General features: G+C 78.4%; 1 protein-coding gene. It reads right to left on the bottom strand.

Features of this window, described 5'->3' with window-relative positions; genetic code table 11:
- Window positions 1–60: 60 nt before the first annotated feature.
- Window positions 61–666: a GerMN domain-containing protein gene (locus tag VR44_RS40335; RefSeq protein ID WP_245692927.1), complete on the bottom strand. Its 606-nt coding sequence runs from the start codon at window positions 664–666 to the stop codon at window positions 61–63.
- Window positions 667–703 lie beyond the last annotated feature (37 nt).

Raw genomic sequence — 703 nt, 5'->3', positions numbered from 1 at the left:
GACCCGCCCCCGGCCCCTCGAGGGGGAAATGGCGGGCCCCCGCCGCGAGCCCGCAGTCCCTCAGGACGCCGACGGGGACGGTGTCGCCGTCGGGCGGACCAGTTCGCCCAGGGTCGGGGCCGACTCCGGGCGGCTGCGGACCGCGTCCGTGCACTCCCACGCCCGTGGCGGGTCCGCGTCCGGGCCGCCCAGGACCACCGGGCCCGGGCCGGCCGAGACGGCGTCGCTCGCGGAGAGGGTGCACACGATCTGGGCCAGGGCCACCGGCGGCAGGTCCTCGGGCTTGCGGCTGAGCCGTACCGTGCCCGCCGGGTCGCCCGGGCGCGCCGGGGCGGCCGTCAGCCCGTCCGGGACTCCGGTCGTGAAGCCGCCCTCCCGCTCCTGCTCGGACGGGGTGCGCTCCAGCTCCTCCAGCAGGGCCTGCGCGACCAGCGTGACGGGCTCGCGCCCGGTCCGCTTCTCGGGCACCGGGACGACCCGCTCCACCGCCACCAGCTGCGATCCGCAGACCAGCTCCACCTTGGCGCGGAACCCCTGCACCCCGCTCTGCCCGGGCGGCAGGTCCGGGGTGTCGCAGGACACCCGCGACGGGGCCGGCCCCACGTCGACCGGCACGGTCGTGGCCCGGATCCCGCAGCCGGTCAGCAGGAGAGCAAGGGCCCCCACAGCCAACAGCGCCCCGCGACCCCCAAGCGCCCCACGA

It is taken from the genome of Streptomyces katrae (assembly GCF_000966975.1).
GTDB classification, from domain to species: domain Bacteria; phylum Actinomycetota; class Actinomycetes; order Streptomycetales; family Streptomycetaceae; genus Streptomyces; species Streptomyces katrae.
Note: the sequence above shows the minus strand (reverse complement) of the source record. Positions and strands in the feature narration are given on the sequence as shown.